Origin of the sequence: Mesorhizobium sp. B2-2-3, from assembly GCF_006442405.1 — a bacterium.
In the GTDB taxonomy this organism is placed as follows: Bacteria; Pseudomonadota; Alphaproteobacteria; order Rhizobiales; family Rhizobiaceae; genus Mesorhizobium.
Genome location: NZ_VFWC01000015.1, coordinates 87986 through 111947, shown reverse-complemented (window position 1 = coordinate 111947; position 23962 = coordinate 87986). Strand labels below are relative to the sequence as shown.

24 protein-coding genes are annotated in these 23962 nt (G+C 64.0%); 11 read left to right on the top strand and 13 right to left on the bottom strand.

The window, feature by feature from the left end:
• Positions 1 to 51 precede the first annotated feature (51 nt).
• The 7 genes from FJ951_RS24415 (at position 52) to FJ951_RS24385 (ending at position 7889) form a co-directional block, all read left to right on the top strand.
• Entirely contained in the window at positions 52 to 969 is a 918-nt protein-coding gene (locus FJ951_RS24415) for a 3-keto-5-aminohexanoate cleavage protein (protein WP_140517774.1), read from the top strand.
• A 22-nt stretch (positions 970 to 991) separates the two neighbouring features.
• Complete coding sequence (locus FJ951_RS24410) at positions 992 to 1615, top strand: HD domain-containing protein (RefSeq protein WP_140517773.1); 624 nt, start codon at positions 992 to 994, stop codon at positions 1613 to 1615.
• A 2-nt stretch (positions 1616 to 1617) separates the two neighbouring features.
• A complete protein-coding gene (locus tag FJ951_RS24405) occupies positions 1618 to 2712 on the top strand; it encodes a carnitine 3-dehydrogenase (RefSeq protein ID WP_140517772.1) in 1095 nt (364 codons plus the stop codon).
• A gap of 4 nt (positions 2713 to 2716) precedes the next feature.
• The gene (locus tag FJ951_RS24400; RefSeq protein WP_140491110.1) at positions 2717 to 3880 is read left to right on the top strand and encodes an acyl-CoA dehydrogenase; all 1164 of its coding nucleotides are present in this window, start codon (positions 2717 to 2719) and stop codon (positions 3878 to 3880) included.
• A 3-nt stretch (positions 3881 to 3883) separates the two neighbouring features.
• Complete coding sequence (locus tag FJ951_RS24395) at positions 3884 to 5962, top strand: acetate--CoA ligase family protein (RefSeq protein WP_140517771.1); 2079 nt, start codon at positions 3884 to 3886, stop codon at positions 5960 to 5962.
• On the top strand, positions 5955 to 6737 hold the full coding sequence (locus FJ951_RS24390; RefSeq protein ID WP_140517770.1) for a carnitinyl-CoA dehydratase: 783 nt from the start codon (positions 5955 to 5957) through the stop codon (positions 6735 to 6737). The genes FJ951_RS24395 and FJ951_RS24390 overlap by 8 nt, the downstream gene beginning before the upstream one ends.
• 213 nt (positions 6738 to 6950) lie before the next feature.
• On the top strand, positions 6951 to 7889 hold the full coding sequence (locus FJ951_RS24385; protein WP_140517769.1) for an alpha/beta hydrolase: 939 nt from the start codon (positions 6951 to 6953) through the stop codon (positions 7887 to 7889).
• A gap of 64 nt (positions 7890 to 7953) precedes the next feature.
• On the opposite strand, the gene FJ951_RS24380 is transcribed toward FJ951_RS24385, so the two are convergent.
• The 5 genes from FJ951_RS24380 to FJ951_RS24360 form a co-directional block, all read right to left on the bottom strand.
• Positions 7954 to 9612, bottom strand: coding sequence for an FAD-binding dehydrogenase (locus FJ951_RS24380; protein ID WP_140491118.1), 1659 nt, complete (start codon positions 9610 to 9612; stop codon positions 7954 to 7956).
• A gap of 59 nt (positions 9613 to 9671) precedes the next feature.
• A complete protein-coding gene (locus FJ951_RS24375) occupies positions 9672 to 10658 on the bottom strand; it encodes a Gfo/Idh/MocA family oxidoreductase (RefSeq protein WP_140491121.1) in 987 nt (328 codons plus the stop codon).
• 102 nt (positions 10659 to 10760) lie between these two features.
• A complete protein-coding gene (locus tag FJ951_RS24370) occupies positions 10761 to 11336 on the bottom strand; it encodes a YceI family protein (protein WP_140491123.1) in 576 nt (191 codons plus the stop codon).
• A 68-nt stretch (positions 11337 to 11404) separates the two neighbouring features.
• Complete coding sequence (locus FJ951_RS24365; protein ID WP_140517768.1) at positions 11405 to 11977, bottom strand: cytochrome b; 573 nt, start codon at positions 11975 to 11977, stop codon at positions 11405 to 11407.
• A 59-nt stretch (positions 11978 to 12036) separates the two neighbouring features.
• Complete coding sequence (locus tag FJ951_RS24360) at positions 12037 to 12927, bottom strand: LysR family transcriptional regulator (RefSeq protein WP_140517767.1); 891 nt, start codon at positions 12925 to 12927, stop codon at positions 12037 to 12039.
• Positions 12928 to 13023: 96 nt separating this feature from the next.
• On the opposite strand from FJ951_RS24360, the gene FJ951_RS24355 reads away from it, so the two are divergent.
• Positions 13024 to 14019: an aldo/keto reductase gene (locus tag FJ951_RS24355; protein WP_140517766.1), complete on the top strand. Its 996-nt coding sequence runs from the start codon at positions 13024 to 13026 to the stop codon at positions 14017 to 14019.
• Positions 14020 to 14281: 262 nt separating this feature from the next.
• On the opposite strand, the gene FJ951_RS24345 is transcribed toward FJ951_RS24355, so the two are convergent.
• From FJ951_RS24345 to infC, 8 genes are all read right to left on the bottom strand, one after another.
• Entirely contained in the window at positions 14282 to 14884 is a 603-nt protein-coding gene (locus tag FJ951_RS24345) for a nucleotidyltransferase family protein (RefSeq protein ID WP_140517765.1), read from the bottom strand.
• Positions 14885 to 14932: 48 nt separating this feature from the next.
• Positions 14933 to 17341: a phenylalanine--tRNA ligase subunit beta gene (pheT, locus tag FJ951_RS24340; RefSeq protein WP_140517764.1), complete on the bottom strand. Its 2409-nt coding sequence runs from the start codon at positions 17339 to 17341 to the stop codon at positions 14933 to 14935.
• Entirely contained in the window at positions 17338 to 17760 is a 423-nt protein-coding gene (locus FJ951_RS24335) for a GFA family protein (protein ID WP_140517763.1), read from the bottom strand. Before FJ951_RS24335 ends, pheT begins: the two co-directional genes overlap by 4 nt.
• The gene (gene pheS / locus FJ951_RS24330; RefSeq protein ID WP_140491135.1) at positions 17757 to 18854 is read right to left on the bottom strand and encodes a phenylalanine--tRNA ligase subunit alpha; all 1098 of its coding nucleotides are present in this window, start codon (positions 18852 to 18854) and stop codon (positions 17757 to 17759) included. The genes FJ951_RS24335 and pheS overlap by 4 nt, the downstream gene beginning before the upstream one ends.
• 142 nt (positions 18855 to 18996) lie before the next feature.
• Complete coding sequence (gene rplT, locus FJ951_RS24325; protein ID WP_006201247.1) at positions 18997 to 19398, bottom strand: 50S ribosomal protein L20; 402 nt, start codon at positions 19396 to 19398, stop codon at positions 18997 to 18999.
• A 91-nt stretch (positions 19399 to 19489) separates the two neighbouring features.
• Positions 19490 to 19693, bottom strand: a complete 204-nt coding sequence (rpmI, locus tag FJ951_RS24320) for a 50S ribosomal protein L35 (RefSeq protein WP_006201248.1) — start codon at positions 19691 to 19693, stop codon at positions 19490 to 19492.
• Between the two features lie 206 nt (positions 19694 to 19899).
• A complete protein-coding gene (locus FJ951_RS24315) occupies positions 19900 to 20526 on the bottom strand; it encodes an isoprenylcysteine carboxylmethyltransferase family protein (protein ID WP_140517762.1) in 627 nt (208 codons plus the stop codon).
• 140 nt (positions 20527 to 20666) lie between these two features.
• Positions 20667 to 21203, bottom strand: a complete 537-nt coding sequence (gene infC, locus FJ951_RS24310) for a translation initiation factor IF-3 (protein WP_140491142.1) — start codon at positions 21201 to 21203, stop codon at positions 20667 to 20669.
• Positions 21204 to 21421: 218 nt separating this feature from the next.
• On the opposite strand from infC, the gene FJ951_RS24305 reads away from it, so the two are divergent.
• From FJ951_RS24305 to FJ951_RS24295, 3 genes are all read left to right on the top strand, one after another.
• Positions 21422 to 22186 (top strand): alpha/beta hydrolase, encoded by a 765-nt coding sequence (locus tag FJ951_RS24305; RefSeq protein ID WP_140517761.1) that lies wholly within the window; start codon positions 21422 to 21424, stop codon positions 22184 to 22186.
• Between the two features lie 2 nt (positions 22187 to 22188).
• Positions 22189 to 23331, top strand: a complete 1143-nt coding sequence (locus FJ951_RS24300) for a benzoate/H(+) symporter BenE family transporter (RefSeq protein WP_140517760.1) — start codon at positions 22189 to 22191, stop codon at positions 23329 to 23331.
• A gap of 117 nt (positions 23332 to 23448) precedes the next feature.
• On the top strand, positions 23449 to 23931 hold the full coding sequence (locus FJ951_RS24295; protein ID WP_140491148.1) for a DUF2852 domain-containing protein: 483 nt from the start codon (positions 23449 to 23451) through the stop codon (positions 23929 to 23931).
• Positions 23932 to 23962 lie beyond the last annotated feature (31 nt).

Genomic DNA, 23962 nt, shown 5'->3' with positions numbered 1-23962 from the left:
TCGGCAAGTCGGGCGATGCTTGGCGCCTGTTTCGACTGGGAGGAGAGTTCCATGCCGCTTGCGATGAACCGTGAGGTTTTCATTACCTGTGCCGTGACCGGGTCCGGCGGCACGCAGGACCGCAGCCCGCATGTGCCGCGCTCGCCCAAAGAGATCGCTGATTCGGCCATCGACGCGGCCAAGGCGGGGGCGGCGATCGTGCATTGCCATGTGCGCGATCCCGAGACCGGCAAGCCCAGGCGCGACGTTCATCTCTACCGCGAGGTGACCGAGCGCATCCGCGAGGCAGACGTCGACGTGGTGCTGAACCTTACCGCCGGCATGGGTGGAGACATGGTGTTCGGCTCGCCCGAAGCGCCGCTGCCGCTGAATGAAAAGGGCACCGACATGGGCGGCGCCACCAACCGCATGGAGCATGTGCGCCAGTGCCTGCCGGAGATCTGCACGTTGGACTGCGGCACCATGAACTTCGCCGAGGCCGACTATGTCATGACCAACACACCCGGCATGCTGCGCGCCATGGGCGGCATGATGACCGCGCTCGGCGTCAAGCCGGAGATCGAGGCCTTTGATACCGGTCATCTCTGGTTCGCCAAGCAACTGGTCGAGGAGAAAGTGCTGAAGCCGGATGCGCTGGTGCAGCTCTGCATGGGCGTGCCGTGGGGGGCGCCAGACGACCTCAACACTTTCATGGCGATGGTCAACAACGTGCCGTCGACATGGAGCTGGTCGGCCTTTTCGATCGGCCGCAACCAGATGGCCTATGCCGCCGCCGCGGTGCTGGCCGGCGGCAATGTCCGCGTTGGGTTGGAAGACAATCTCTGGCTCGACAAGGGCGTGCTGGCCACCAATGCGCAACTGGTCGAACGCGCGGCCAGCATCGTTACCAATCTCGGCGCCAGGATTCTCGGCCCGGAAGAGGTGCGCAAGAAGCTGAACCTGACCAAGCGGGCGCCACTAGCGGCATGAATTATTCGCAGGGAGGGTCGATATGGCTACCGTAAAATTCACGGCGATGAAGGATGGCGACAGGGAAGACTACGAATTCCTGACCGCGCACGAGATCGACTATGCAGCCAGGACCGGCGAGCGGCTGCTCGACGCGCTGGTGCAGCTCGACGAGGGCCTGTCGGGCTACAAGATCACCCGGCTCGGCCATTCGCTGCAGGCGGCGACGCGCGCCTGGCGTGATGGCGCCGACACCGACTGGATCGCCTGCGCGCTGCTGCACGACATCGGCGACATCTACGCGCCCTACAATCACGACGAATATGCCGCGTCGATCCTGAAACCCTTCGTGCGCGAGCAATGCACCTGGGTGGTGGAAAAGCACGGCGATTTCCAGCGCCTTTATTACGCCCATCATCTCGGCGGCAATCGCCACGCGCGCGACCGCTTCGCCGGCCATGCCTATTTCGACGATTGCGACCAGTTTTGCGAACGCTGGGACCAGTCGAGCTTCGACCCCGACTACGAGACGCTGCCGATCGAGTTCTTCCGGCCCTTCGCGCTCGAAGTCTTTGCCCGCAAGGCCTACGACCCATCGGTGATCCGTACGGGCGAGCGCGTGCCTCTGACGGATCCACAAACAGCCAGCAAAAGAACCGGAGCCTGACAATGAGCATCATCAACAAGGCGGCCGCCATCGGCGGCGGTGTCATCGGCGCCGGCTGGGTGGCGCGGCTGCTCCTCAACGGCATCGACGTGTCGATCTTCGATCCCGATCCCGAGGCCTCGCGCAAGGTCTCAGAAGTGATGAGGGGCGCGCGCCGCGCCTACAAGCAGATGGTTCCGGGCGGCCTGCCGAAAGAAGGCAGACTGACCTTCGCCAAGACCATTGCCGACGCGGTGGCCGACGCCGATTTCATCCAGGAAAGCGTGCCGGAACGGCTCGACCTCAAGCACAAGGTGCTGGCCGAGATCGACACTCACGCGCCGGCCAACGCCATCGTCGGCTCGTCCACATCAGGCATCAAGCCGACCGACATGCAGATTGCGATGAAGAAGCATCCGGAGCGGCTGGTCGTCGGCCACCCGTTCAACCCGGTCTATCTCCTGCCGCTGGTCGAGATCGTCGGCGGCGACCAGACCTTTCCGGAGGCGATCGAGGTTGCCCGGGAAATCTATGCCTCGATCGGCATGAAGCCTGTCGTCATCCGCAAGGAAATCGAGGCCTTCGTCGGCGACCGCCTGCTGGAAGCCGCCTGGCGCGAGGCGCTGTGGCTGATCAAGGACGGCATCTGCACCGTCGAGGAACTGGACGACATCATGCGCTATGGCTTCGGCCTGCGCTGGGCACAGATGGGCATGTTCCAGGTCTATCGCGTCGCCGGCGGCGAAGCCGGCATGCGCCACTTCATGGCGCAGTTCGGCCCCTGCCTGAAATGGCCGTGGACCAAGCTGATGGACGTACCGGAGTTCAACGACGAACTGGTCGACCTGATCGCCACGCAGTCGGACGACCAGGCGCATGGCCTGTCGATCCGCGAACTGGAAAAGATCCGCGACGACAATCTGGTCGCCATCATGGATGCGCTCTCGAAGCAGAACAAGGGCAAGGGCTGGGGAGCCGGCGCCCTGCACAGGGACTATACGAAGCAGTTGGCCAAGCTGGCGGCGAAAAAGCCGGCCGCCTCCAAGGCGGCCGAGAAGGCGAAGGCATCGAAGCCGGTGAAGAAAGCCGAAAACCCGAAGAAAAAGAAGAAAGGCTGAGACCATGGATTTCGGTCTGTCGGAGGAACAAAAGCTCATTGTCGAGACGACGCGCGCCTTCGTCGAGAATGAGCTTTACCCCCATGAGCGCGAGGTCGAGCGCACCGGCGTGCTGCGCCGCGAATTGATCGAGGAGCTGAAGGCCAAGGCGATCGAAGCCGGTCTCTATGCCGCCAACATGCCGGCCGATGTCGGCGGCGCGGGGCTCGATACGGTGACCTGGCTGCTTTACGAGAAGGAACTCGGCCGCGCCAACTACGCGCTGCACTGGACCTGCGTCGCGCGCCCCTCCAACATCCTTTTGGCCGGCACGCCGGAGCAGCGCGAAAAATATCTGTTCCCGTGCATCCGTGGCGAGAAATGGGATTGCCTGGCTATGACCGAGCCGGGCGCCGGCTCCGATCTGCGCGGCATGAAGGCGACCGCCGTGCAGGACGGCGACGACTGGGTATTGAACGGCACCAAGCACTTTATCTCCCACGCCGACCTCGCCGACTTTGCCATTGTCTTCATGGCCTCGGGCGAAGAGGATTCGCCGCGCGGCAAACGCAAGAAGATCACCGCCTTCTTCGTCGACAAGGGCACCAAGGGCTTCACGGTGCGCGACGGCTACCGCAACGTCTCGCATCGCGGCTACACCAACGCCATCCTCGAATTCGACGATTGCCGCCTTCCGGCAAGCCAGGTGTTGGGTGAAGTCCACAAGGGTTTCGACGTCGCCAATTCCTGGCTCGGCGCCACCCGCCTGCAGGTCGGCGCCACCTGCCTCGGCCGTGCCGAGCGGGCGCTTGGCCATGCGGTCGAGTACGCCGCGCAGCGTCAGCAATTCGGCCAGCAGATCGGCAAGTTCCAGGGCGTGTCGTTCAAGCTCGCCGACATGGCAACCGAACTCAAGGCCGCGGACCTGATGGTGTTCGAAGCCGGCTGGAAGTACGATCAGGGCACCGTCACCGACCAGGACATGGCCATGGCCAAGCTGAAGGCCACAGAAATGCTGGCTTACGTCGCCGACGAAGCGATCCAGATCCATGGCGGCATGGGGCTGATGGACGACCTGCCGCTGGAGCGCATCTGGCGCGACGCCCGGGTCGAGCGCATCTGGGAAGGCACGTCGGAAATCCAGCGCCACATCATTTCGCGGGCGCTGCTGCGCCCGTTCGGGGCCTGATCCATGCACAAACTTGAACGCCTTCTGCGCCCTAAATCGATCGCCGTGTTCGGCGGCGCGCAGGCCGCCGCGGTCGTGGCACAGTCGATCAAGATGGGCTTTGCCGGCGAGATCTGGCCGGTGCACCCGAGCAAGGAAGAGGTCGCCGGCCGCAAGGCCTATCGTTCGATCGCCGATCTGCCCGGCGCGCCGGACGCCGCCTTTGTCGGCGTCAACCGACACCTTACCATCGACGTGATCAAGGCCCTGGCCGAACGCGGCGCCGGCGGGGCCGTCTGCTTTGCCGCCGGTTTCCTCGAAACCGAAGCCTATGACGCGGATGGCGAGCGCCTGCAGGCCGAACTCGTCGCCGCCGCCGGCGAGATGCCGATCATCGGGCCGAACTGTTACGGCCTGATCAACTATGCCGACGGCGCGCTTTTGTGGCCCGACCAGCATGGCGGCATAAGATTGGCCGACGGCGGCAAAGGGGTGGCCATTATTACCCAGTCGTCCAACATCGCCATCAACATGACGATGCAGAAGCGCGGCCTGCCGATCGCCTTCCTGATGACCGCCGGCAACCAGGCGCAGACCGGCCTCTCCGAAATGGCGCTCGGCCTGATCGAGGACGAGCGCGTCACCTCGCTCGGCCTGCACATCGAGGCTTTCGATTCGGTAGCCGGCTTCGAGCGGCTGGCGGCACGGGCGAGGGAATTGAAAAAGCCGATCATCGCCATGAAGGTCGGCCGCTCCGAACAGGCCAGGCAAGCGACCGTCTCGCACACCGCGTCGCTCGCCGGCTCGGACGCAGCGTCCGGGGCCTTCCTGAAACGGCTCGGCATCGCGCGCGTCGATTCCATCCCCGCCTTCATCGAGGCGCTGAAGCTGCTGCATGTCACCGGTCCGCTGCCCGGCTACAGCCTGTCATCGATGAGCTGTTCGGGCGGCGAGGCTTCGGTCATGGCCGACAGCGCCGAAGGCCGCTGGGTCAACTTCCCGGTGCTGACGGAAGAACACCGTGCCCACGTCAAGTCGACGCTCGGGCCGCTGGTCGCGCTCGCCAATCCATTGGACTATCACACCTTCATCTGGAACAACGAGCCGGCGATGACCGCCACCTTCACCGCCATGGTGTCGGGCGGCTTCGACCTCAACATGCTGGTACTCGACTTTCCGCGCCCGGACCGCTGCTCGGTGACCGACTGGTGGGCGACGCTGCGCGCCTTCGAATCGGCGCTCAAGACCAACAAGGCACATGGCGCGATCGTCTCGTCGCTGCCCGAGAACCTGCCCGAGGAATACACCGCCGAGCTGATGGCGCGGGGCATGGTGCCGCTGTTCGGCATTTCCGAAGCGATGGATGCCGCCCAGGCGGCCGCCTTCATCGGCTGGGCCTGGCGCGAGCCGCAGGCGCAGCCGGTCGACACCTCAGCTTCCGGCGCTGCCGGCGGCGAGCATGTCACGCCTGACGAGGCGCAAGCCAAGGCGCGGCTGATCAAGGCCGGGCTGCCGGTGCCCAAGGGCGAGCGCGCCGACAGTGCCGTCGAGGCGGTGATCTCGTCCATGGCGCTCGGCTTCCCGGTGGCGCTGAAGGCCCTGGGTGTCACCCACAAATCCGAGGTCGGCGCTGTCAGGCTCAACCTCAGGGACGCCGAAACCGTCAGCACCGCCGCGCACCACCTTTTGCCGCTCGGCACCGGCCTTTATGTCGAGCGCATGGTGCGCGACGGCGTCGCCGAGCTGATCGTCGGCTTCACCCGCGATCCGATGTTCGGCGCTGTCATGACGCTGGGCACCGGCGGCGTGCTGGTCGAATTGCTGCGCGACAGCGTCACCTTGATGCTGCCGGCGACCCGCGACGACATCGAGGCAGCACTTCGCGGTCTCAAACTGTTCCCGCTGCTCGAAGGCTATCGCGGTCGGCCGAAGGCCGACGTCCAAGCTGCCATCGACGCCATCGCGGGCATTGCTGCCTTCGTGCAGACGAATGCCGGCGAGATCGAGGAACTCGACATCAATCCGCTGATCGTCTGCAGCGAGGGCAAGGGCGCCTGGATCGCCGATGCGCTTTTGGTGCTGGGAGAGAACAAGAATGCCTGACGTCGTTTCGACCCGCCGTGAAGGCTCGATCCTCGAGGTCACGCTCGATCGGCCCAAGGCCAACGCCATCGACCTGAAGACCTCTCGGCTGATGGGCGAGACCTTCAAGGCGTTTCGCGACGACCCCGGCTTGCGCGTCGCCATCGTCAAGACCGCCGGCGACAAGTTCTTCTGCGCCGGCTGGGACCTGAAGGCCGCCGCCGGCGGCGACGCCGTCGACGGCGACTATGGCGTCGGCGGCTTTGCCGGGCTGCAGGAACTGCGCGACTTGAACAAGCCTGTCATCGCCTGCGTAAACGGCATGGCGGTGGGGGGCGGCTTCGAGCTGGCGCTGTCCTGCGATCTCATCTACGCCTCCGATCACTCCTCCTTCGCATTGCCCGAGATCCGCGCCGGCACGCTTGCCGACGCCGCGACCATCAAGCTGCCGAAGCGCATTCCCTATCATGTCGCCATGGACCTTTTGCTCACTGGCCGCTGGATGGACGTTGCCGAGGCGCATCGCTGGGGCCTGGTCAACGAGGTGCTGCCGAAGGAGAAGCTGGAGGACCGCGTCTGGGAGATCGCCCGCCTGCTCGCCAGCGGCCCGCCGCTTGTCTTCGCCGCGATCAAGGAAACCGCGCGGGTGGCCGAAGCGCTGACTTTCCAGGACGCGATGAACAGGGTGACGCGCCGGCAGTTGCCGACGGTCGATGCGCTGTACGGTTCCGAGGACAATATGGAAGGGTTCCGTGCTTTTGCGGAGAAGCGGGAACCGGTGTGGAAGGGGAAGTGACTCTGCGGAAATGACAGCGCGAGGCACCCCCCTCTGGCCTGCCGGCCATCTCCCCCGCAAGGGGGGAGATTGGATGTCATTTCCGCTTTCGCTAATCGTCAACGCTGCAAGAAGGGCGATACCGATTGAACTGCCAATCTCCCCCCTTGCGGGGGAGATGTCCGGCAGGACAGAGGGGGGTGCCTGGGCTCGCCGTTCACAGTCGGCGCGGCCATGACCGACTACAGCAAACTTATCGATGCCGAGACCCGGGCCTTCATCGAGCGGACCAATTCCTATTACCCGCCGGATACGATCGACTACACGATTGTCGAGCAGCGCGAGATCTATGACCGCATGTGCCGGGAGTTCTTTGCCGGCTATCCCGAGGGGGTGACAGCGGAGACCACCGCTATTGCCGCACAGGCGTGCAATATCCCGATCCGCATCTATCGCAGCGCCCCGCAGGCAGCGGCGACGGTGCTCTATTGCCACGGCGGCGGGTTCATCCTTGGCGGGCTCGGCAGCCATGACGACGTTTGCGCCGAGCTTTGCGGCCGCACCGGCTATGACGTCGTCTCGGTCGACTACCGGCTGGCGCCGGAGCATCTGCATCCGGCCGCGTTTGACGATGCGATGAACGCCTTCGAGTGGGCGGCAGCCACCCGCGATCATCCCGTCCTGCTCTGCGGCGACAGCGCCGGTGGCAATCTCTGCGCCGCAGTCAGCCATGCGACGCGCGGCCATGCGAAGAAACCGATCGGGCAGGTGCTGATCTATCCCGGGCTCGGCGGCGACCGTTCGCGTGGCTCCTATCTGAAGCATGCCGAAGCGCCTATGCTGACCACGCGCGACCTCGAATTCTACAAGCACATCCGTACCGGCGGCGTGGACCAGACCGGCGACATCACGCTTCAGCCGCTGGCCGACGCCGATTTCGCCAACCTGCCGCCGACCGTGCTGATCACCGCCGAGTGCGATCCGCTGTCGTCGGACGGCGAGGCCTATCGCGACCGCATCGTGGCGGGCGGCGGGCGAGCCACTTGGTTCGAGGAAAAAGGGCTTGTGCACGGCTATCTCAGGGCGAGGCACACGGTCGGCCGCGCCCGCGCCAGCTTTACCCGCATCGTCGAGGCGGTGTCGGCGCTCGGCAAAAGCGAGTGGATCTGGTGAGGGCCTCCTCGCATGACAATCGACAGAAGATGATCAACCCAGCGACTGCCAAGCCGTTCGGCGCTCAGCCTACCGAACGAGCCGCCGCCCGGCCGGCGCTGCGGCCGGAGAAGATACAGCCGCCCAGGAACGTGCCTTCGAGCGCCGCATAGCCATGCACGCCGCCGCCGCCGAAACCGGCGGCTTCGCCGACCGCATAGAGGCCCTGAACCGGCTCGCCATCGCTCCCCAGCACGCGGCTTTCGAGATCGGTCTGCAGGCCACCCAGCGTCTTGCGGGTCAGGATGTTGAGGCGAACCGCGATCAGCGGGCCGTTCGCGGGATCGAGCATCTTGTGCGGCCTGGCCGTGCGGATCAGCCGGTCGCCGAGATAGGCCCGCGCTCCGCGCAGCGCGGTGACCTGCATGTCCTTGGAGAAGGGATTGTCGAGTTGCCGGTCGCGGGCGCGGATCTCGCGCTCGACATGGGCGACGTCGAGCAGCGGTTCGCCGCCGGCCAGCTTGTTCATGCGCGCCACCAGATCGGGCAGTTCGGCCTCGATGATGAAATCCTCGCCCTTCTCCATGAACGCCTTGACCGGGCCCGGAATGCCCGACGTGGCGCGGCCGAGCACCTGGCGCCAGCTCTTGCCGGTCAGGTCCGGGTTCTGCTCGGAGCCCGAGAGCGCGAACTCCTTCTGGATGATTTTTTTGGTCAGGATGAACCAGGAATAATCGAACCCGGTGCTCGTGATGTGGCTGAGCGTGCCGAGCGTGTCGAAACCGGGGTAAAGCGGCACCGGCAGGCGCTTGCCCCTGGCGTCGAGCCACAGCGACGACGGACCGGGCAGGATGCGGATGGCATGATCGGTCCAGATCGGCGCCCAGTTCCTGATGCCCTCGACATAGTGCCACATGCGGTCGCGATTGATGACGCTGCCGCCGGCCTGTTCCGTGATCGCCAGCATGCGGCCGTCGACATGGTCGGGCACGCCGGTGATCATGCACTTCGGCGCCGCGCCCAGACGCTTCGGCCAGTTTTCCCGGACCAGCTGGTGGTTGCCGCCGATGCCGCCGGAGGCGACGATCACGGCCTGCGCATGAACCTCGAAATCACCTGATATCTCACGCGAACTCTTGTGGCCGCGCTCGACGGTGCTTGGTTGCAGGATGTCGCCGCGCACCCCGTCGATCCTCGTGCCGGTGCGGATCAATTCGTTGACGCGGTGGCGGAACTTGAAGCGGATCAGTCCCTTCTTCTCGGCTTCGCGGACGCGCAGCACGAAGGGCTCGAGCACGCCGGGACCGGTGCCCCAGGTGATGTGAAAGCGGGGCACGGAATTGCCATGGCCAATGGCATTGCCGCCGCCGCGCTCGGCCCAGCCGACCACGGGAAAGAATTTCATCCCGCGCTCCAGCAGCCAGGAGCGCTTCTCGCCGGCGGCGAAGCCGACGTAGGCCTCGGCCCATTTGCGCGGCCAGTGATCCTCCGGCCGGTCGAAAGCGGCGGTGCCCAGCCAGTCCTCGAGCGCCAGCTCGTGCGAATCGCGGATGCGCATGCGCCGCTGCTCGGGCGAATCGACGAGGAACAGACCGCCGAACGACCAGAAGGCCTGGCCGCCCAGCGACTGCTCCGGTTCCTGGTCGACGATGACGATCTTCTTGCCGGCCTCGGCCAGTTCGGCGGCGGCGACCAGCCCGGCAAGGCCGGCGCCGACAATGATGACATCCGCGTCGTCAGCCAATTTCCCCTCCCGTTAGCTGGCTACCGTATGAATCTCGAACCGGAATATATTAATGATGGTCAGACCGCCTCCCAGCCATCCTTGCCGCCGGCGCGGAAGATGGCGTCGATGACCTTCTGGTTGAGCACGGATTCCTCCAGCGTGAAGACGCGCTCCTTACCGCCCTGGGCCGCCCGCGCGAAGGTCTCGACCTCGAGCCGGTACTGCTGCGTACCGGGAAAGCGGAACACCTGCGCCTCCGTGTGGTTCTGATTGTGCAACTCGACGCGGTGGTGATCGTAGAGCCCGGCATTGAACGGCGAGAACACCTCGATGAACCCGTTCTCGCCATGGAATACCATCACCTGGCGCGCGGCCATCTGGGTCGAGAGATAGAAGGACAGTTCGAAGTCGCCGAAATCGGCGCGGATCGAGGAATAGATGTCGGTGCCGAATTTTTTGTCGCGCTCGATCGTCGCCTGCACGCGCAGCGGCTCCTTGCCGGTGGAAAAGCGCGTCGACACGGTCGGGTAGACGCCGATGTCGGGCAGCGCGCCGCCGCCAAGGTCGAGCTGGTTGCGCATGTTGTTGGGATCGACATTGTAATAGGAGAACGCGCCCTGCACATGGCGCAGCCGGCCGATGACGCCGCTGGCGATCAGGTCGCGCACCTTGATCCATTGCGGATGGTAGACGACCATGAAGGCTTCGCAGACCAACACCTTGCTGGCATCGCGCAGCTTGATCAGCGGCGGAATGTCCTTGGCGTCGAGCGCCAACGGCTTTTCGACCAGCACATGTTTTCCCGCCTGAATGGCCTTGGCCGTCCATTCGACATGCTGCGATGTCGGCAGCGGGATATAGACGCCGTCGACCTCGTTCGAGGCGAGCAACTCCTCATAGGAACCGAAAGCATGCGGCGCGCCGAAGCGATCGGCCAACCCACGGGCCTTCGACTGATCGCGGCTGGCGATTGCGGACAGCACGCCATTTTCCGCCTCCACGATCGCAGGTAAAAGCTGCTCGCGACCGATCTTGGCCGTCGATAACACACCCCATCGGAACATCAGGCTTCTCCTCTCGATTACAGGCGAGGAGGTTTGCCTGAAATCGGGGCAAAAGCCAATGCGGGGGCCAAGTTCCTCGCCCCACGAGCGGGGAGCGATGGCTCAACCCCTCTTCCCCGTCAGCCTCATGTCGAAACCGACGACGTTGGAATAGATCGGCGTGCCGACATCCATTCCGTAGCGCGACCGCAGCACCTTGCCGGTGACGTGGAACCCGATCGTGCCGGACTTCAGGCCATCGAGCTCGGCGGTGAACTTTTCCGCAAACGTCTTGCCGCGCGCCGTCAGCCGGCCGGTGACAAGCGCCGTCGTATCGCCGGTGCGGGTCACGCTGGTCGAGCGGAACTGGATTTCGGGGCTGTTGGCCGCATCGAACACGGCGTCTGAACGCAGGAAAGCGTCGATGCGGCCCTGGCCGGTGCCGACGCTTTCGGGAAAAATGGTGAGGTTGACCTTCGAGCGGCTGACGTCGTCATTGTCGATGCGGATCGTGCCCTTGAAGTGAGCAAACGCACCATCGAAACCGCCGCCGCCGGCCTTGCCGATGGTGAAGCGGATCGAGGAGTCAGCCTGGCTGATCGTGTAACTGCCGGCGGCATCATCGAGGACAACTGCTGCCCAGACAGGCACGGCAAGGCAAGCGGCAAGGGCCGCCGATCCGAGGAGTCGCGCATACATGAGATTATTTCCTTCTTCGGAGGCAACGCTCTTCGCGTCCTCGCTTACAAACGAGGCCGAACCCCGTTCTATTCCCCGCCTGAGGAAGGCGTGACGATGCGTGTAAGCACATTGTCCCTCAGTCGGAAATGATGGCGCAGTGCCGCCGTGACATGCAGCGCCACAAGTGCTGCGCCGGCATAGGCAAGGTACCAGTGCGCTGCCGCCCAAAAACTCTCGGCGGCATCGGATTCCGCAAGCGGCAGGTTGGGCATCACGAACAGGTTGAACGGCATGCTTGGAATTTCCAGCGTCGAGACCGAAACCAGCGCCCAGCCGGACAGAGGCAAAGCGATCTGGAAGGCATAGAGCGCCAGGTGAGCGAGCGGCGCCGCCCGGCGCTCCAGGGATCCGACCGAGGATGGCAAGGCCGGCGCGGCATTGCCGAGCCGCCAGGCGATGCGCAGGATGATCAGGCCGAGCAGCAGGAAGCCCAGCGATTTGTGCAGCTGGATGAGCTCGAAAGCCGTGCGCTGGCTGCTGATGCGGACCATCGCGAAACCGAGCGCGAACTGGCCGATGAAGGCAAGGCCGATCAGCCAATGAAGCAGGATTGCCGCCCAACCGTAGCGGGTCGGGGTATTTATGATCGAAGCTCGCATGGAAGGTGAACGAATGTCGCGTCGGCTTTCTTCCACCCTCCCACAAGGGAGAGGGCAGCCTATCCGCTCACCCTGAAGAAATCGATGAAGGCCCTGAGCGCAGGCCGCATCTGGCGGCGACTCGGATAGTAGACGAAGAAACCCTCGAAGGACGGACACCAATCCTCCAGCACGCGGATCAGCCGGCCATCGCGGAGCGGCTCGCGGACATAATCCTCGAAGACGAAGGCAAGCCCGGCCCCGTCGACCGCCGCCTGGGCGATCAGATGGTCTTCGTCGAGAATCAATGGTCCTTGCGCGGCAATCTCGATCTCCTCGCCATCCCTGGCGAATTCCCAGCGGTAGAGGATGCCGCTGGAGAAGCGGAAGCGGATGCAGCGATGGTCGGACAGGTCACGCGGGTGGCGAGGCCTCGGCATGGTGTCGAAATAGGAGGGCGAGCCGACCACGGCGCCGCGGATATCGGGCCCGATGCGCAGCGCGATCATGTCGCGCTGCAGGCTTTCGCCAAGCCGCACGCCGGCGTCGAAACCGCCTTCCACGACGTCGGTGAAGCGGTCCTCGATGACGATCTCCAGCACGATATCGGGGTAAGCCGCGGCAAAGGCGCCGAGCCGCGGGGTCAGCACCAGATGGGCTGCCGTGCGCGGCACGCTGAGCCGCAGATTGCCGGCCGGCCGGTCGCGCGCCTCGACCGCCGTCTCCAGTGCCAGGTCGATCTCCGACAGCGCCGGCCGCAATCGTTCCAGCAACCGCGCGCCCTCTTCGGTCGGGGCAACGCTGCGGGTGCTGCGTGCCAACAGCCGCACGCCAAGCCGCGCCTCAAGGCTGGACACGGCATGGCTGACCGCCGACGGCGCGATCGCCAGTTCCCTGGCCGCGCCGCGAAAGCTGCCGCATTGGGCAACAGTTGCCAGCACCGCAAGCTGTGAAAGATGTGCTCGGTTCATTGATCTATTTTCTAGAACGCCCCGTGCACAGATCAGCCGATTATCGAACATAAGGCAAGGCGCTATTTCCTGGGCATCGCAACAAGGAGACGCGTGATGAAAACCCGCAAACTCGGTACTGAACTGGAAGTTTTCCCGGTCGGCCTCGGCTGCATGGGCATGAGCTTTGGCTATGGGGGCCAGCCGGAAGCCGAGGCGATCGCCACCTTGCGCCGCGCCGTCGAGATCGGCGTCAATTTCTTCGACACGGCAGAGGTCTACGGGCCCTACGAGAACGAGATCCTGCTCGGCAAGGCGCTGAAGCCGGTGCGCGATCAGGTGACGATCGCAACCAAGTTCGGCTTCAAAATCCTGGAGGAAGGCACCGGCACCGATCGCATGGCGGGCGTCGACAGCCGCCCCGAACACGTCAAGGCCGTCGCAGAGGCGTCACTGAAGCGGCTGGGCACCGACGTGATCGATCTCTATTACCAGCACCGCGTCGACCCGAACGTGCCGATCGAGGACACGGTCGGCGCCATGGCCGAGCTGGTGCGCGAGGGCAAGGTGCGCGCGCTCGGCCTTTCGGAAGCGAGTGCCGCCACCATCCGCCGGGCGCATGCCGTGCATCCGATCGCGGCCGTCCAGAGCGAATATTCGCTGTGGAGCCGTGACCCCGAAGACGAGGTGTTCGCCGTCTGCCGCGAACTCGGCATCGGTTTCGTTCCCTATAGCCCGCTCGGCCGTGGCCTCTTGACCGGCACGATCGCCAAGCCCGAAACGCTTGATGACGACGACTGGCGCCGCACCTTGCCGCGCTTTCAGGCCGACGCCATGGAAGCCAATGCCAAGGTCGTGGCCACGCTGGAAAAACTGGCGACCGAAAAGGGAGTGACCTCGGCACAGCTGGCGCTCGCCTGGGTACTGCACCAGGACGATTTCATTGTCCCCATCCCGGGCGCCCGAAAGATCCGCCATCTCGAGCAGAACACGGCGGCGGCTGATATCGAGCTGAGTGCCGCAGAGGTACAGACCATCGGCGATGCACTGTCGCCTGATAAGGTCATGGGCAAGCGCTACACAGAGGAGCTGCTGGCGCTGGTGAATGGGTGATTGGCAATCCCAAGAGAACCGAAAAGGGGTGCTCCTGCCCCCCTTTTCGATGCCGCGCGGCATAAAAGATTGCCAGACGCCCGCGTGAAACACCCCCCTCTGTCCTACCGGACATCTCCCCCGCAAGGGGGGAGATTGGCAGCTTCGCTGTCTCGTCTACCTTATGCCGTCTGTAATTCGCGAAAGCGGATCAGAGCCGATCTCCCCCCTTGCGGGGGAGATGGCCGGCAGGCCAGAGGGGGGTGTCTCGCACCCGCATTTCCTACCATGGCACGACCGTAACCTCCGGCCAGTTCTCCCGCGCCCGCTGGCCCTTCGCCTCATGCGTCCGCTGATTGTCCATCGCTCGGTTCGGCGTGACGCGGAACGAGAAGACGTCGTCGAGACCGAACGGCGCCAGCAGTTCCAGTTGACAATCCGCGTCGTATCGCACCCCGACCGCATGTGTCTTCGACGCAAAAAACCGGACCGACTCGCTCGAACTCGTGTAGCGCGGACAGGGCCGCCCGAACTTCTGCGGGTACCACAAATGCACCCGCGCTTGGTTGCGCACCTCGACCGGCAGGGGCAGCCCCTGGAAATGCTTCGCCGCCCGGCGGATGACGGCGTCCTCGGCCTCGTAGGACAGGTCGCTATCGTCGAAATAGAACAGGTCGACATCCTTGATGCCATAACCCGACGGCTTCCCCGTCAGATGGTTCCAGACCGAGTTATAGAGCACGCCGGAGACCGCCAGCCAGTCCGGAAGATCGAGCGTGCGGGCACATACCAGCGCTTGGCGCACGAGCGCATCCGACAGCAGGATGTCGAGAAACGCAGCGCGTTGTGCTTCGAACGGGAGCCCGGAATAGTGCAAATGGTCCATCGCCCTTTGGAGGGCGATTCGCCGTGCTCCCGCAATCCCGGAAAGAGGCTATGCCCTGAGCACGCCTCCAGTCTGCTTGCCGACATTCTCGACGACGCGCCTGGCCAACGCCTCGAAATCCTCGTCGGTCAGCGTCTTCTCGACCGGCTGGATCGACACTTCGATGGCGATGGACTTCTTGCCCTCGCCGAGCGCCGCACCTTCGAAAACATCAAAGACCGAGACGCCGGTGACCAGCTTCTTGTCCGCGGCGAGCGCCGCGCGTACCAGCGTGCCGGCCTCGACCGCCTTGTCGACGACGAAGGCGAAGTCGCGCTTCACCGCCTGGAAGGCGGAGAGATCCAGCCTGGGCTTGGTTTTCGTCGGCTTTGCCTTGGGCTCGGGCACGGCATCGACATACACTTCGAAGCCGCAGAGCGGGCCGGAGACGTCGAGCCCTTCCAGCGTTTTTGGATGAAATTCACCGAACGTGCCGAGCACCGTCTTCGGTCCGAGCTTGATCGTTCCGGAACGACCAGGATGGTACCAGGACGGGCCGCCGGCCTCGATCTGCAGCCGCTCGACCGGCGCGCCGCAGGCTTCGAGTGCGGCGATGGCATCAGCCTTGGCGTCGAACACGCCGACCGGACCGGAATTGCCAGCCCAGTTGCGGCCGGAACCGTCGAGCTTGGCGGTGCCGCGCCGCACGCCGGCGGCAACGCGCCGTTGCTGGTCGGCGCCGTCGCCCTCATAGGTGCCGGAGACCTCGAACAACGCCACGTCGCCAATGCCCTTGTCGGCATTGCGCTGGGCGGCTGCGATCAGGCCGGGCAGCAGCGAGGGCCGCATGTCGGACATGTCGGCGGCGATCGGGTTGGCGAGCTTGAGCGAAGCCTGCCCGCCGCCGAATAGTTCGGCGTGCCTGGCGGGGATGAACGACCAGGTGACTGCCTCCATCATGCCGCGCACGGCCAGCGCCCGCTTGGCCGCGCGGGTGCGGATCTGCAGCGTCGTCAGGATCTTGCCGTTGACCGCGTCATGCGCGCCGAGCGGCTGCGAAGCGATGTTGTCGACGCCGTGGATGCGCATCACCTCCTCGACCAGGTCGGCCTTGCCGTCGACATCGGGACGCCAGGACGGCACGGCGATTTCGACGACATCGCCCGAACCCTCAGGCTTGAAGCCGAGGCGCGTGAGAATATCGAGGCTTTCCGCCGTCGGCACTTCTATGCCGGTCAGCCGCTTCACTTCCGACAGCGGGAAGGAGACGATCTTGGGCTGATGGCCGGCATAGCCGGCCACCTCGATTTCCGTCGGCGTGCCGCCGCAGAAATCAAGCACCAGCCGGGTCGCAAGCTCAACGCCCGGCACCATGAATTCGGGGTCGACCCCGCGCTCGAAACGATAGCGGGCATCGGTGATGATGCCGAGCGCGCGCCCGGTGCGGGCCGTGGTGATCGGGTCCCAGAGTGCGGATTCGATCAGCACGTCGGTCGTGTTCTCGTCGCAGCCGGAACGCTCGCCGCCCATGATGCCGGCGATCGATTCCACGCCATTGTCATCGGCGATGACGCACATCTCCGGCGTCAACGTGTATTCGCGGCCGTCGAGCGCCAGTACCTTTTCGCCATCCCTGGCGCGACGCACGACAAGATTGCCGGCGACCTTGCCGGCATCGAAGACATGCAGCGGCCTGCCACGATCGAAGGTGACGTAGTTGGTGATATCGACCAGCGCGCTGATGGGCCTCAGCCCAATGGCGATCAGCCGCTGCTGGAGCCATTTCGGGGACGGGCCGTTCTTGACGCCGCTGACCAGATTGAGCGCGAAGCCGGGGCAGAGTTCCGGCGCTTCGATCGTCACCTTGACGGGGCACATTCCATTGCCGACATGCGGCATGATCGCGCCGCCGACGAGGCGGCCGAGACCGCTCGCCGCGAGATCCCGGGCGATGCCGTAAACGCTGGTGGCATCAGGCCGGTTTGGCGTCAGATTGATCTCGATGACCGGATCGTCGAGATGCGCGTAAGCGGCGAAGCTGGTGCCGACCGGCGCATCTTCGGGCAGGTCGATGATGCCGTTGTGCTCGTCGGAAAGTTCCAGCTCGCGCTCGGAACACATCATGCCGTGGCTTTCGACGCCCCTGATCTTGCCAACCGTCAGCGTCACATCGATGCCGGGCACATAAGTGCCGGGCGCGGCGAAGGCGCCGATCATGCCCGCCCGCGCATTGGGTGCGCCACAGACGACCTGCACCGGCGGCTTGCCGTCGCCGGTGTCGACGGTCAGCACCCGCAGCCGGTCGGCGTCGGGATGCTGCACCGCCGTCAGCACCCTGGCGATGACGAAGGGCTTCAGGCTCGCCTTGTCGTCGACATGCTCGACCTCGAGGCCGATCGAGGTCAGCCGCTCGACGATCTCGCCGAGCGAGGCGTCGGTCTCGAGATGATCCTTGAGCCAGGAGAGGGTGAATTTCATGATGCTGTTCCGTCTGGTCTTTTGACGCTTGTTTTCAGATGTCTCGGCAGGTCGTCGGACATGTGCAGGAAGGGAAGCTGCTCGCTGAGATAGGCATGCAGCGTCGGCTTGAAATCGGCCGGAATGTCCATGGCGCCGAGCATGAAATAGATGTCGTCCTCCAGCCGCTCGTCGACATAGGCGATGGGTGAGCCGCAGACGCCGCAGAACGAGCGCGTCACCGGCCCGTTCTCGAACATCTTCAGCGCCTTGCCGGTGAACGCGACCTGGCCGGCAGGGAAGCCGACAAAGGCCGACACCGGCGCGCCGGTCGCCCGCCGGCAATCGCCGCAATGACAATAACTGACGTGGTGCGGTTCGACTGACGCCTCGAACCGCACGGCGCCGCAGCGGCAGCCGCCGGCGTGGGGCGCTGTCATGCGCTCAGGCCTCCGAACAGCGTCGGCATGTCGAGCGGCCGGAAGCCGTAATGCGACAGCCAGCGCACATCGGCGTCGAAGAAGGCGCGCAGGTCCGGCATGCCGTATTTCAGCATGGCGATGCGGTCGATGCCCATGCCCCAGGCAAAGCCCTGATATTCATCGGGATCGAGCCCGCCAGCGCGCAGAACGTTGGGGTGCACCATGCCGCAGCCAAGGATCTCCATCCAGTCCGAGCCTTCGCCGAAGCGCACCTCGCCTGGCCGCGAGCGGTCGCACTGGATATCGACCTCGAGGCTTGGCTCGGTGAACGGGAAGAAGGACGGCCGGAAGCGCATCTTGACCGACGGCACCTCGAAAAAGGCCTTGCAGAACTCTTCCAGCACCCACTTCATGTTGGCGACGTTGGCCGATTTGTCGATCACCAGCCCTTCGACCTGATGGAACATCGGCGAGTGGGTGGCGTCGGAATCCTGCCGGTAGGTCTTGCCCGGAATGACGATGCGGATCGGCGGCTTCTGCTTCTCCATGGTGCGGATCTGCACCGGCGAGGTGTGGGTGCGCAGAAGCTTGCGCTCGCCCTTCTCGTCCGGCTGGAAGAAGAAGGTGTCATGCATCTCGCGCGCCGGATGGCCTTCCGGGAAATTCAGCGCGGTGAAATTGTAATAGTCGGTCTCGATGTCGGGCCCTTCGGCGATGGCGAAGCCGAGATCGCCGAAGATCGCCGCGATCTCGTCGATGACCTGGCTGATCGGATGAATGCGGCCGCGCTCGGCCGGCGACTGCCGCACCGGCAGCGTCACGTCGACCTTCTCCGCGGCGAGGCGGGCAGTGATGGCAACATCCCTGAGTTCCGCCTTGCGCGCGGTGAGCGCATCGGTGACGCGGTTCTTGAGGCCGTTGATGGCGGGGCCTTTGACCTGGCGCTCCTCAGCGCTCATCGAGCCGAGCGTCTTCAGCATTTCCGAGATCGACCCCTTCTTGCCAAGGGCTGCCACGCGCACGGCTTCTATCGCGGCCTCGTCAGCAGCCGACGCTATGTCGGCGAGCAGCGAAGCTTCCAGGCTTTCAAGATTTCCAGCGGTGGCGTTCACGGCGAAACTCTCTCGATCGGGCAACCCACCATCACCGGGCGTGTCACCAATTTGGTTACATCAGGCATAAGAAAAACCCGCGCCAGCCGTGCCAGCGCGGGTTCCCCAAATCAGAATTTCGAATGCTTGGGAAGCGCTGGTCTTAGGCGACAGCGCTTTCAAAAGCATTCGGGGTGGTGTTCTTGAGGTACTCAAGAGCAACCTTGGCCTTGGCCACGAGCGCGGCGAAAGCCTGCGGCTCGTGGATGGCCATATCCGACAGGATCTTGCGATCGATCTCGATGCCAGCCTTGTTGAGGCCGTCGATGAAACGGCCATAGGTCAGGCCGTGCTCGTGCGTCGCGGCGTTGATGCGCTGGATCCACAGCGCGCGGAACGAGCGCTTGCGGTTCTTGCGGTCGCGATAGGCGTATTGCAGCGACTTTTCCACCGCCTGCTTGGCGATGCGGATGGTGTTCTTGCGGCGGCCGTAGAAGCCTTTCGCGGCTTTCAGGACCTTCTTGTGCTTGGCGTGCGAGGTGACGCCTCTTTTTACGCGTGCCATGTCATGATCTCCTTAAAAGCAATTCCAGGAAAAGTGCCTTGCGGTTTTCCGTTCGGAATTGCGTAAAACAAATTCGTGTTCGGCCGAATGCTCAGAGGCCGTTCGGCAGAAAATTCTTGATGACCTTCTTGCCGTCCGGTTCAGCCAGAACCATCGTGCCGCGGGCATTTCGAATGAACTTGTTGGAACGCTTGATCATGCCGTGACGCTTGCCGGCCGCAGCCGACAGGACTTTACCCGTACCGGTGATCTTGAACCGCTTTTTGGCGGCCGATTTGGTCTTCATCTTGGGCATTTTGCTACTCCGTATTGTGGCGCACCATCGCGCTTCTTGTTCGCTTCGGGCCGACCAAAGCCCGAAAAGCAAATGAAACCGCCACGGCATGCCCTGCCGGGCGGTTTTCTTGGAACGGCGGTCCTATACGTCAAAGCAGGCGACTGTGCAACACCCACCGCGCCGCGCGTTTCCCCGAACGCCGGGATGCGGCGCCCGGTCCTTCTTCAAGGGAGCGTAAACAACACCGGCAGCATACCCGACTGCTGGGCGCCGTCGATCAGTTCGAAGGCCGGCAGCGCGATGAGGAACACCAGGCCGTCGAGAAGCGTGGTCAACAGCAGGCGCGGCTTGAAGCTGCCGGTGTCGCCTTCCTGGTAGAGGGAAAGCTTCGGAAAGAATCGCGGCACTCTTGCCAGATAGGCCTGATAGGGCTCGCCGAGCGTTTCCTTAAGGAATTTCTCCTCGCGCAGGATGACGATATGGAAGGCGCCCGCACACAGGACAGCGAACAGAATGATGCCGGAGAACGAGCCGATCTGCGCGCCGACGCCGGCCGCGGCCACAGTCGAGAACACATAGAGCGGGTTGCGGGTGATCGAATAAGGCCCGCCCGTCACAACTTCGGAAGATTTGCGCCCACCTATGTAGAGCGTCGACCAAAGGCGACCGCAGATACCTAGGAAAATCAGCAGCACGCCGAACATCTCGATCGTTTCATGCATCGCCGTATCAGGCGGAAAGCTCGATTGCCCGAACAGCAGGGCTGCGAACAGCACCACCACAAGCACGGCAAGCACCAGCCTGCGCGTGCGCTGGTAGCTACCCAGCCCGTATTTGAGTTTTTTGTCCAAGGGAGGAATCCGATCGTCGAGAACTTAGCCGGCGACCGCAGCTATGGCCGAGAAATGGGCGTCCCGCCGATCGCCGGGACGCCCTGTAGCACAATTCAGGCGGAATTGGAGCGCGTCGGTCGCGCTAACCTTATCGTGATCTAGCGCGGCGCCAGCACCATCATCATCTGGCGGCCTTCGAGCTTCGGCTCCGCTTCCACCTTGGCGATGGTAGCCACTTCCTCACGCACCTTGTTCAGAAGCTGCATGCCGAGCTCCATATGCGCCATCTCGCGGCCACGGAAGCGCAATGTCAGCTTGACCTTGTCGCCTTCCTCGAAGAAGCGGCGCACCGCCTTCATCTTGGTCTCGTAGTCGTGGCTGTCGATGTTCGGGCGCATCTTGATCTCCTTGATCTCGATGACCTTCTGGTTCTTGCGCGCCTCGGCCGCCTTCTTCTGGTTGGCGTATTTCAACTTGCCGAGATCGAGGATTTTTACGACGGGCGGCTGCGCGTTGGGCGATATCTCGACGAGATCGAGCCCTGCCTCTTCGGCGAGCAGCAATGCGTCGTTGATGGAAACATCGCCACGGTTCTGGCCTTCGGCGTCGATAAGCTGGACCCGGGGAACCCGGATGTCACGATTGGAGCGCGGCCCATCCTTGGTCGGCGCCGCTGCTTTGAAAGGTCTGCGAATGGTCGTGGTCTCCTTGGCCGTTTCGTTCTGGATTTGCAGGTGTTGATATGTGGACGCGCCAATGTGGTGAGCGCGCGGGCGGAGTCAATAGCACAGCATTGACAGAAAATCACCTGATCGCTGCCTGCGGCAAACAAAGAAAGATGGCGAGCACTTTTCGCCACACCACTGGCTGTGTCACAAGACCCTGCGCCGAAAGTCGGCGTGAGGAAAAAGCCATGACTGCCCCTGTCTTTCTGGATGTCGACGGATCGAGCATCGCGGTGCGCCATATTGCGGGCGCGACGCCTGGCGTCGTCTGGCTCGGCGGCTACAAGTCGGACATGCTGGGCACGAAGGCTGAAGCGCTTTCGGACTGGGCGGCAAAAGACGGCCGCGCCTTCCTGCGTCATGACTATTCCGGACACGGCGAATCCGGCGGCGCCTTTGCCGACGGCACGATCTCAAAATGGCTTTCGCAAAGCCTGGCCGTGTTCCGGCATTTCACCAGCGGCAGCCAGATCCTGGTCGGCTCGTCGATGGGCGCCTGGATCGCCCTGCGCATGGTGCAGGAATTGCGCAAGGCAGGCGACGCAAGCGTCGTCGGTCTGGTGCTTCTAGCACCGGCGCCGGATTTTACCGCAGAACTGGTCGAACCGGTGCTGACCAAAGCGCAGAAGCGCGACCTTGCCAAAAAAGGCTTCTTCGAGGAGCCGTCGGACTATTCCACCGAGCCCTACATCTACACGCGCGCGCTGATCGAGGATGGGCGCGACAACCTGGTCATGACAGGCCCGCTCGACACGCACTGCCCCGTACACGTCTTGCAGGGCCTGGCCGATCGGGACGTGCCGTCGAGCCATGCGCTGAAGCTGGTCAGCCTGCTGCCGGCCGACGATGTCACGCTGTCGCTGATCCCGGACGGCGACCACCGGCTGTCGCGGCCGCAGGATCTCGACATCCTGGTGCGGGCGGTCGGCGACATGGCTGCGCGGGGCAAGTGACGATGCGCCTTTCCATCCCGATCTCAGCCTTTGTCGCGGCCATCGTCGGTTTCGGCGGCACGCTGGCCATTGTCATTGCCGCCGCCCACGCGGTTGGCGCGACGCAAATCCAGACGGCGAGTTGGGTGACCACGATCTGCCTGGCCATGGCGGTCGAAAGCCTGTGGCTGTCCTGGCGAACGAAAATGCCAGTCATCACCGCCTGGTCGACGCCGGGCCTGGCGCTGATGGCGGCGTCGAGTGGTTTTTCGATCGGCGAGGCCGTCGCCGCCTTCATCGTTACCGGCATTCTTTTGGTCGCCACCGGGCTGTTCCGGCCGCTGACGAAACTGATCTCGGGGATACCGCCCTCGGTCGCTTCAGGAATGCTGGCCGGCATTGTCGTCACCTTCGCGCTCAATGCGGTCAAAACTGTTCCCGCCGATCCCTGGCTGATCCTGCCGTTGATCGCCGCCTTCTTCGTCATCCGCCTGTTCAATCCGGCGCTGTCGGTGCTGGCAGTGCTGGTCGGCGGCGGTCTCGCCGCGTTTCTCACCGGCCGCGTCGGCGGTTTGCCCACTCCTGAACTATCGACGCTCACTGTGATTGCGCCTGTGTTCACCGCCAAGGCGATAATCGGCCTGGCAGTACCGCTCTACCTGGTCACCATGGCTTCGCAGAACCTGTCGGGCCTCGCCGTGCTGCGTGCCGCCGGCTACCATCCGGAACCCGGTCCGCTGATCGGCATCACCGGCCTGTTTTCGCTACTTTCGGCGCCGTTCGGCGGCTCGACCACCAATCTGGCGGCAATTTCGGCGGCTATCTGCACCGGACCCGACGTTCATCCAGACCCAACGGAGCGCTGGAAGACAGGGCCGTTCTATGCCCTTGCCTATCTGATCTTCGCGATTTTCGGCGCCTCCCTGGTGGCGATCTTCGCCGTCCTGCCGCAGAGCCTGATCGTGCTGGTTGCGGGTCTTGCGCTGATGGCCTCGCTGGCCAACGCGCTGGCGATCGCGCTCAAGGACGAAAGCGAGCGCATGGCCGCCACCGTCACTTTTGTCGTCACCGCCTCCGGGCTGACCTTGTTCGGCGTCGGCGCCGCATTCTGGGGACTGATTGCCGGGCTGGTCGTGCTTTTCCTCGATATGCTCAAAAAGCGATAATCATTTCAGCAGCTTGTCCGGTTTTAGCCGACATTGTCTTGAATCGCCGTTTTTGCCTTCCCATTTCGATTCCACGCAGCCGGTCCTGGCTGTCTCCAACCGAAGGAATGGGAGAAAATGAACACATCTGCATTGATCCGCCCGGCCTGGACGCCGGCAACCATCGCGTTGATGGTGATCGGCTTCATGGTGTTCTGGCCGCTCGGCTTCGCCATGCTCGCCTACATCATCTGGGGCGACCGGCTCGAGGGCTTCAAGCGTGATGTCAACCGCGCGACCGACGGCATCTTCGCCGGCTGCCGCCGCGGTTCCGACAAAGCCGCGCGCTGGGGCCACGGCTCCGCCCGGACCGGCAACGTCGCGTTTGACGACTGGCGCGAAAAGGAGCTTGAACGCCTGGCCGAGGAACGCCGCAAGCTCGACGACATGTTGACCGAGTTCGACGACTACGCCCGCGAATTGCGTCGCGCCAAGGACCAGGACGAGTTCGATCGCTTCATGGCGAACCGCAACAAGTCGACCGCTCCGGCAAAGAGCGACCCGAGCACAGGCACGACCCCCACCAAGCGTGGCAAAGGCTCGAACCTGCTTGACGACTGAGGCTGAGCGACAGGCCCGATCGTGAAAAAAC